This is a genomic window from Elusimicrobiota bacterium, assembly GCA_016182905.1.
In the GTDB taxonomy this organism is placed as follows: Bacteria; Elusimicrobiota; Elusimicrobia; order UBA1565; family UBA9628; genus GWA2-66-18.
The window spans coordinates 1-7,764 of record JACPFR010000047.1 but is presented as its reverse complement, the minus strand read 5'-3'; the positions used below and the strand labels follow the sequence as shown (position 1 = coordinate 7,764).

Sequence of the window (7,764 nt, the reverse complement as noted above, 5' to 3'; positions counted from 1 at the left end):
TAGTCAAAGCGACGCGGTGATTTCCCGCCGACGCCTCCCCGCGATGAAAGCCTCCCATCGCTGGAGGGCGCCTATTTGTCTTCTTGAGCGGGCGAATTAACCCTGGCGACGACGTGATAACCGGTGAACCAGCCGCGCAGGTCGCCGAACAAGGGGAGGCTCCCTGATTTTTTCGCGGTCGCGAGCGCCTCGGCGCTGCGGAAATTGACAACCACGTCGGTCCTTCCCGTCGGAACCTCCACGAGCGTTGCCACGCGCGTGATGGGCGTAAGGCCGACGGAATCGACCCCGGGAATCCGAGAAAATCGATCAGCATAGTCCCGATCCAGTATGGCCTTTCCCGAGACGGGGCTGTCGAGTAGGGCGGTCGCGCGCGGGGTAGGCGCGGCGGCGGGTTTCAATTTCCACGAGACGGGAATTTTCTTCTGCGAGGAATCAGCGCCTGCGACAGCGCTCCTTAAAGCGTCTTCCGGGTGGGATTTTGAGTTCTCAAATAAGGCGTTCAGACGCGTGCCAAGTTCTTGGATGGCCTCAGTGTCGTTGAGGTCGAGTTCCGATCTGAGATCGTTGAGTTGAGCGCGCAGTCCCGAGTCCTTGGAGGCGCGCGCCTGTAGACGCGCCGAGGACTTCATCAGCGATTCAGCGCCCTGTTTTCCTAGCGCCGCACGCAGGTCGTCTTGATGGGCGGCGATGGCCTGAGGTTGGGCCGCCAGCGCTCCGACGAGCTGCGTCGCCGGCACGCGCCAGGGGTCCGAGGCCGACGGCACGGCCGACACGAACGGCGACAGCGAGGGAGCCGGCAGAGCGCTCAGCGAACCGAGAAATCCGACCTGCTCTAGCACCGAGGCCCGGAAAGCCGGCACAGACTGCATCATCCCGATCGCGGCGGTCAGGGGCTTTGGCCCGACTACGCCCGCGCGGAGGGAACCGGACAGGCAGACAAGTGCGAGAAGGATTCGCGAGGGGTGGCGAAGCGCATTCATGGTCGTTCTCCGGGACCGCAAGGGGGCGGGGTGACGATAACAGTGTTGCCCCGATATCCTGTTTTGTCAATTCCATTTGAGGTTGGTGTCATTTTCGGTCGGCAACATTCGTCGGCATTGAATCAAACGGGCTGGGGGCTATGCTTTGGCCGTGAGAGGCGCTCTGATCGTGTTGATCGCGGTTTGCGCGTTCGCCGCCCCCGGGCCGTCCGCGCCGTTCATGCAGGTGACGCTCAAGATGGCTCCATTCAAGGGCGCCGACGCCGCCGAGACGCGACGGCGCGCGGATAGGTTCATCGCCGAGTTGGGCCTGCCGGTGCTGGGCTGCCAGGACAACGAGGCCGTCCGGGCGGCGACCGTGCGCCTGCCGCCCGCGCCGGAAGGGTTGCTCGACCGCATTCAGTTCGGTCTCCGGAAGTCGCGCGTTTTCCAGGCGCTGCGCGGCCGGCCCAACGTCTCGGAAGTCTATGGAATATCGGACGGAGCCTCCGCGACGGTGCTCTTTAGCCCCTTCGTTTATTCCGACGAGGCCCAGTCCCTCGCGGCCTTGCTGCCGGATGGCTACCGCCTGGAGGTGTACCGCAATCCCGCGATGTCGGGGCTCTGGGTGAAGCTTGACGTCTCCAAACTCGACGATCCGGCGAAGGCCGCGCGCGAACTGGCGCGTCGCTATCCCGAGCAGGTCGACTCGGCCGTGATCTCGGTGCCGGTGATGGTCATGCGGGCGACGATGCGCCGGCGATAGGAGAAGTCGACAGGCGCGGGGGCACTCCTTCATGCGATCCAACTATTGTTCCCCGTCAGCCGAGCTTCGTCGTTCAGCCCTTGGACTCGACGCTGTTGACCCAAGCCGTGATCGCCGCCAGCTGCCCGGCGCCGGTCAGGCCCGCCTGCTCCAGGACCTTGTCGCCGGAGCCGCTGCCGAGGTAGCCCAAGGTCTTCGAGGGATAGAGCGTGGCCGCCTGGCCCGCGTCGGAGCGCACCCAGCGCCACATCGTGGCCAAGGTGAAGTCCGTGATGCCCATCGAGTTGAAGGCCATCTCGGGCGGGAAGACTTCCTCTTTCTCGGCGGGGCTGAGCCGGTCGTAGAGCTCGGCGCTGGCGACGTAGAAGACGTTGAGCTTGACGCCCGCGGCGTCGAGCTTGGGCAGGACGTCGCGCATGAAGTGGTGCGCCACGCCGTGACCCTGCAGGACGACCGTCTTCTTGCCGCCGCGGCGCACCGCGTAGATCCCCTTCGTCGCCGCGGACGCGGGCGGCAGGCCGAGCTTCGCGCGGTCCGGCACCGGGCAGGCCGGGCGCGTGACGAACGGAGCCAGCACGGCGGGGCGGGCGCGAAGGGAGGCGATGATCAGCGGCCACACCTCGGACGGGTCCCAGGGCGTGAGCGTGATCAAGGAGCCTTTGGGGAAGTTGTCCTGCAGCAGCTGCAGGGCCTGCGGGCAGGCGTGCGTCGGGCCGTCCTCGCCGGTGAGCGGGCCGGCGTGGGCGTTGACCATGATCCAGGTCCGGTTGGGCTCGCCCGTCGCCTCGTGGCGCATCTGCTGGCCGATGGAGTGCAGGCGCGCGGGGACGTGCTCGAGCGCGGCGATGAAGGCGGAGTACGAGCTCGACACGCCGATGTGCAGGCCCAGGCTCGACGCCCCGGCCATCACGCCGCCCATCGCGTCCTCGCAGATGCCGCCGACGGAGATCAGGCGCGAGACGGGGTTGTTCTTGGCGTGGAACCAGCCCTTGGCGAAGGCCTTGTTGATCGGCGCGACGCTCGTGGACTCGGCCAGGTCGGCCGCGCACGCGATGAAGGCGCCCTTGGTGACGGAGTTGAGGTAGCCGAGCGCGTCGCCCAGGGCGCCGCGGATGGTCGCGGCCTTGCCGGCCTCGAGCTTGAGCGGCTCGGGGGTGACCTCGGCCCCGAGGTCCGACGCGTACAGCGCCGCCAGGTCGGGCCCGCCGGCGCGCACGGCGCGTCCCTTCGGCGTCGCCTCGGCCGCCTCGGCCACGCGCTCGCCGGCGAAGCGGGCCACGTCGGGGCGCTTCGTCTCGAACGCCTTGCGCATCGTCAGCAGGGTCTCCCAGTACGCCGCCTCGACGCGGTCCGGGGTCTTCTCGCCGTCGAAGCGCGGGAGCTTGACGCCGAACGCCGCCTCGAAGGGCTCGACGGCCTTGTAGAAGGGGTCCGAGCAGAAGGCGTGGCCCGCGCCGTGCGAGCCCTTGCCCTCGATGCCGTACTTCCAGCCCTTCGTCGTGCGGTACACGATCGCGGTGGGCTGGCCGTTGTTCAGCGACAGCGCCGCCTGCTGCGCGGCCAGCACGCGCCGGAAGTCGCTGCCGTCGCCGGCCTCGACGAGGTTCCAGTCGTTCATGTACAGCAGCTCGCGCGGGTCCCACTGCACGTAGTCGCCGGGCTTGTCGCCCTCGGCGGTCACGCGGTCGGAGTCGATCGAGGCTTGGTTCCAATCCAGGTGCATGATCGCGTTCGAGAGCCCCGCGGTGGCCGCGGTGGCCAGCGCCTCGTGCACGCGCCCGGCGGTCATGCCGCCTTCCCCCTCGAGGATGTGGACGCGCGGGCACTTCGGTCCGAAGGCGTCCATCGCCGCCAGCGCCAGGCCGACGCCGGTGCAGTCGCCGACGCCGGAGGCGCCGGTTGCGACGGGCACGAAGGGCGTCATCGGGGTCGGATGGCCGTCCAGGGCCATGCACTTGAACCGGCGGAAGAGCGGCGTCGACTGCGTCGGGTTGCGGCGGAAGCCCAGGAGGTCCTCGAGGCGCAGGCGGCGGCGCTCGGCGGGCAGGAGGTCGGGGCGGGCGATGCGGACCCACTCGTCGCGCAGCGCGTACATGCCGTAGAGGCCCATCGCTTTGTGGCCCGCGGCGTAGACGAGCACGTCGTTGTCGATCGCGTCCGGCCGGGAGAAGTCGTAGCGGAGGTTCTTGTAGAGGAGCGAGGAGACGATGCGCCCAGAGGAGATGCTGCCGCCGGGATGGCCGGAGTTCGGCACGTAGTTGAAGAGGATCGCGCACAGCGCGCGGTAGGCGGCGTCCATCGCCTCGAGCGTCTCGACGCCCTCGAAGGCGGCGGGCTCGGGCTTCAGGTAGACGGCGCGGCGGGGCCTCAGCGTGAATTTTTCGGCGGCGGCGGCGGTGGGCATGGTTTTCTCCAGCGTGCGGATGAGGATACGAAAGTCGTCGGGGAAGCGGCTAGGGGCCCCAGTGCCCGGACGGCTTCGGAGGCTCGAAGCGGTCGCACGCCGGACGCGACGTGATGTTGGCCGGCAGGACGCGGTTCTTGCGCGCGCAGTGATGGCGCGAGCCTTTCTTGGGATCGATGAGCGTCTCGCAGTGGCGGCACTCGACGCACTTGCTCTTGCGCGTCATGACGGCCGTCCCTTCTCCGGCTCCCAGGCCGCGTCGACCCGGCGCTGGATCGCGGCGATCTCCCCGGCGGGCATGCTCTTGAAGCGGCCCTGCGCCTTCAGGTACTCCTCGACGGGCTTGCGGTTGGTGACGTTCATGTTCAGGCGCGTCACGCCCTCCTCCACCTCGTAAAGGCGGAAGAGGCCGGTCTGCACGGCCAGGCGGGACAGCTTCGTGCTGTCCATCGGGTCGGTCTTCCAGCCGGGGGGGCACGGGGACAGGATATGGATGAAGCGGAAGCCCTTGACGGTCCTCGCCTTGGCGAACTTGCGCACCATGTCCTCGGCGTAGGCGGGCGTGGCGGTCGCGAAATAGGGGATGTGGTGGGCCAGCATGATCGCGTCGAGGTCCTTCTTCGGGCGCGCGCTGCCGGCCGGAGTCGACATCGTCCAGGCGCCGGAGGGCGTGCCGCCGCTGCGCTGGACGCCGGTGTTCATGTAGGCCTCGTTGTCGTAGCAGACGTAGAGGATGTCCTCGTCGCGGTCGGCCGCGCCGGACAGCGCCTGGATGCCGATGTCGAAGGTGCCGCCGTCCCCGGCCCAGGCCACGACGGTCGTCTCGCGGTCGCCGCGCGAGACGAGGCCGGCCTTGACGCCGGTCGCCGTCGCCGCGGCCGCGGCGAAGGGGCTGTGCAGCAGGGGAAGATTGATCGAGCTGCGCGGGTTCGCCCCGGAGATCACGGTCCAGCAGCAGGCGGGCACGACCATGACGGTCCGGTCGCCCAGCCCCTTAAGCGCGTAGCGCATCGCCATCGTCGCGCCGCAGCCCTGGCAGGCCAGGTGGCCCGAGCTCATCAGCTCCGCGACGGGGATCGAGGTCTTCGTTTTCTTGAGCGTGGTCATCGCGCGTCCTCCACCCAGGTCGCGGCGGGGACCTCGGCCACGGGCGCGTCGTCGACCCGCTCCCAGACCTCCTGGAGGAGCTCGACGGTGATGTCGCCGCCGCCGAGGCCGGTCACGTAGCCGTGCACGGAGACGCCGGGGCGCGGGTACAGGGCGGCCTTGATCTCCTGGGCGAAGATGCCGCCCATGCCGGGGGAGTAGTTGCGGTCGACGACCGCGAGCTTCATGCCCGGCTTTACGAAAGCTCTCAGGGACTTGGCTGGAAACGGTCGGAAGGCGCGCAGGCGCAGGTTGCCGGCCTTGAGTCCCTTCTCGCGCAGCGCGTCGACGGCGGCGCGCGCGGTGGAGCCGACGGCGCCGCTGGTCACGAGGATGGTCTCGGCGTCCTCGCAGCGATAGGGGTCGAGCTGGCCGTAGGAGCGGCCGAAGATCTCGCCGAACTCCCGGCCGACCTCCTCGACGGCGTTCTCGGCCTCGGCCATGTCCGCGGCCATGCGGCGGCGCAGGCGCAGGTAGTCCTTGGGCTGGGTCAGCGAGCCGAAGGTGATCGGCTGGTCCGGATCGAGCTTCAGCTCCGGGCGGAACGGGGGCAGGAACGCGTCCACCTCCGCCTGGGACGGGACGTCGACCGGCTCGTAGCTGTGGGAGAGCGTGAAGCCGTCGAGCACGACCATCGAGGGCAGCATCACGCGCTCGGCGATCTTGAACGACATCAGCACGGTGTCCAGGACCTCCTGGTTGGTCGAGCAGTACGTCTGCATCCAGCCCGTGTCGCGCTGGGAGAGGGAATCGGTCTGGTCGGTCCACAGGTTCCAGGGCGCCGCCAGCGCGCGGTTGACGTCGACCATCACGATCGGAAGGCGCGCGCCGGCGACCCAGTGCAGGACCTCGTGCATGTACGCCAGGCCGTGGGAGGAGGTCGCCGTGAAGGTCCGCGCGCCGGCGGTCGAGGCGCCGAGCAGGGCGGCCATGACCGAGTGCTCGGACTCCGCGGCGATGAACTCGCCGGGCAGCTCGCCCTTGGCCTTCATCTCGGCCAGGGCCTCGAAGACCTGCGTGGCGGGCGTGATCGGGTAGCCGACCGAGACCTGGGTGCGCGCGAGCTGGGCGGCGACGGCGGCCGCGTGGTTTCCGCTGAGGACCTTTTTCATGACGCGCTCTCGGCGACGAAGTGCACGCAATGCGCGGGGCATTCGGCGACGCAGATGCCGCAGCCCTTGCAGTAGTCCATGTCGATGACGGGGACCTTGTCGGTCAGGTCCACGCAGGCCTCGGGGCACTGCTTCCAGCAGATGTTGCAGCCCGTGCAGGCCTTCGCGTCGATGACGGGGCGCATGGTGCGCCAGTTGCCGGTGTGGTTCTCGTCCATCGAGCGCGACGCGATCAGCACGCGCGGGTAGGCGCCGGGATCCTCGTCAAGAAGCGGCATGCAGGACCTCCCGGGCGGCCTCGAAGGCGCGGCGCGCGGCCTCGACGTTCGCGTCGGCCTTGACCGGCACGGCCTCCCGGACGCACTCGAGCAGGGCGTCGAGGCCGCACAGGCCGAACACGGCGCAGGCCGCGCCGCACATGGCGGTGTTGACGATCGGGCTCGAGGCGGAGCCGAGCTTGAGCTCGAGCGCGATCTTATGGGCGGGCACGGCGACGAACTCGAGCCCCGGCGCGCGCGCGGACAGGCGCGGGATGTCGTCCGGGTCGCTGTTGGTCAGGACCGTGCCGCCGGGCTTGATCCCCTTCAGGATGTCGGACGTATATAAGGTGGGGTCGAGGACGACCAAGGCGTCGGGCGCGTAGATCTTGGTGCGCGCGAGTATGGGCTGGTCGCTGACGCGGGCGTAGGCCATGACCGGCGCGCCGCGGCGCTCGACGCCGAACTCGGGGATCGCCAGGCACTGCTTCTCGCCCTGGCGCAGGACCGCGTCGGCGATGATCTTGGCGGCGAGGACCGTCCCTTGGCCGCCCCGGCCGTGAAAGCGTATCTCTAACATAACGCCTACATATCCATGCAACAGAGGGGCCAAACGGCCGATTCCGTCGTCGACGGGGGGCCATCAGGCGCTTTTGTAAGACCATAGGTCCCAAAGTCCCGTGGGCCCATTGCCGTGGGTCTATTGGCCCCCTTGCTCACCCCGCGAACCTGCGATTGGCGCATAATCCCCGTATCGAAGGCGTATCGACGCAGGGGAGGCTCAAGTGATCGTGGAACGACCGGCCGCAAAGAAATCTCTCGCCGTGACCTTGATCCTGGCGATCGGGCTCAGCCTCCCCGGCTCGACGGCCTGGTCCCAGACCTACAACGCGCGGGTCACCCCCGGCGTCTCCGCCGCCGGCGCCGCCGCCGCGGCCTCCGTGACGGGCGTCCGCCCCGGCGTCTTCTCCGTTCCCTCGCTGTCCGTCAACCCGCTCGGCGCTCTCACCGCCGCTCCCGTCCTGTCGGCCCCGGCCGCCGCGCCCTCCGCGCTCGCCGTTCCCTCGGCGCCGTCCGCCGTGTCCGCCGCCCCGGCCGCGCCGGCCGCCGCGAGGCC

Annotated in this window: 9 protein-coding genes; 2 read left to right on the top strand and 7 right to left on the bottom strand. The window is 69.2% G+C overall.

The genetic code is table 11. From position 1 onward, the window contains the following. Positions 1 to 71: 71 nt before the first annotated feature. The gene (locus HYV14_14520; GenBank protein ID MBI2387203.1) at positions 72 to 983 is read right to left on the bottom strand and encodes a hypothetical protein; all 912 of its coding nucleotides are present in this window, start codon (positions 981 to 983) and stop codon (positions 72 to 74) included. Between the two features lie 151 nt (positions 984 to 1,134). On the opposite strand from HYV14_14520, the gene HYV14_14515 reads away from it, so the two are divergent. Beyond that, on the top strand, positions 1,135 to 1,728 hold the full coding sequence (locus tag HYV14_14515; protein ID MBI2387202.1) for a hypothetical protein: 594 nt from the start codon (positions 1,135 to 1,137) through the stop codon (positions 1,726 to 1,728). Positions 1,729 to 1,801: 73 nt separating this feature from the next. Here the strand turns inward: HYV14_14515 and HYV14_14510 are convergent, their stop codons facing one another. The 6 genes from HYV14_14510 to HYV14_14485 are packed head-to-tail and all read right to left on the bottom strand — an operon-like array spanning position 1,802 to position 7,227. Further along, on the bottom strand, positions 1,802 to 4,132 hold the full coding sequence (locus HYV14_14510; protein ID MBI2387201.1) for a hypothetical protein: 2,331 nt from the start codon (positions 4,130 to 4,132) through the stop codon (positions 1,802 to 1,804). Positions 4,133 to 4,181: 49 nt separating this feature from the next. Beyond that, a complete protein-coding gene (locus tag HYV14_14505) occupies positions 4,182 to 4,358 on the bottom strand; it encodes a hypothetical protein (protein MBI2387200.1) in 177 nt (58 codons plus the stop codon). Further along, the gene (locus tag HYV14_14500; GenBank protein ID MBI2387199.1) at positions 4,355 to 5,239 is read right to left on the bottom strand and encodes a pyruvate synthase subunit beta; all 885 of its coding nucleotides are present in this window, start codon (positions 5,237 to 5,239) and stop codon (positions 4,355 to 4,357) included. The genes HYV14_14505 and HYV14_14500 overlap by 4 nt, the downstream gene beginning before the upstream one ends. Then, complete coding sequence (porA, locus tag HYV14_14495; protein MBI2387198.1) at positions 5,236 to 6,432, bottom strand: pyruvate ferredoxin oxidoreductase; 1,197 nt, start codon at positions 6,430 to 6,432, stop codon at positions 5,236 to 5,238. Before porA ends, HYV14_14500 begins: the two co-directional genes overlap by 4 nt. After that, positions 6,387 to 6,668: a 4Fe-4S binding protein gene (locus HYV14_14490; protein MBI2387197.1), complete on the bottom strand. Its 282-nt coding sequence runs from the start codon at positions 6,666 to 6,668 to the stop codon at positions 6,387 to 6,389. Before HYV14_14490 ends, porA begins: the two co-directional genes overlap by 46 nt. Beyond that, a complete protein-coding gene (locus HYV14_14485; GenBank protein ID MBI2387196.1) occupies positions 6,655 to 7,227 on the bottom strand; it encodes a 2-oxoacid:acceptor oxidoreductase family protein in 573 nt (190 codons plus the stop codon). The genes HYV14_14490 and HYV14_14485 overlap by 14 nt, the downstream gene beginning before the upstream one ends. A gap of 205 nt (positions 7,228 to 7,432) precedes the next feature. On the opposite strand from HYV14_14485, the gene HYV14_14480 reads away from it, so the two are divergent. Beyond that, positions 7,433 to 7,764: hypothetical protein (locus HYV14_14480; protein ID MBI2387195.1), on the top strand; the 332-nt coding region annotated here is incomplete at its 3' end.

What these genes read in the sequence shown, in the direction of transcription:
- HYV14_14520 (MBI2387203.1), bottom strand. Translation starts at nt 983, where the DNA reads ATGAATGCGCTTCGCCACCCCTCGCGAATCCTTCTCGCACTTGTCTGC.
- HYV14_14485 (MBI2387196.1), bottom strand. Translation starts at nt 7,227, where the DNA reads ATGTTAGAGATACGCTTTCACGGCCGGGGCGGCCAAGGGACGGTCCTC.
- porA (MBI2387198.1), bottom strand. Translation starts at nt 6,432, where the DNA reads ATGCCCCGCGCATTGCGTGCACTTCGTCGCCGAGAGCGCGTCATGAAA.
- HYV14_14500 (MBI2387199.1), bottom strand. Translation starts at nt 5,239, where the DNA reads ATGACCACGCTCAAGAAAACGAAGACCTCGATCCCCGTCGCGGAGCTG.
- HYV14_14510 (MBI2387201.1), bottom strand. Translation starts at nt 4,132, where the DNA reads ATGCCCACCGCCGCCGCCGCCGAAAAATTCACGCTGAGGCCCCGCCGC.
- HYV14_14490 (MBI2387197.1), bottom strand. Translation starts at nt 6,668, where the DNA reads ATGCCGCTTCTTGACGAGGATCCCGGCGCCTACCCGCGCGTGCTGATC.
- HYV14_14505 (MBI2387200.1), bottom strand. Translation starts at nt 4,358, where the DNA reads ATGACGCGCAAGAGCAAGTGCGTCGAGTGCCGCCACTGCGAGACGCTC.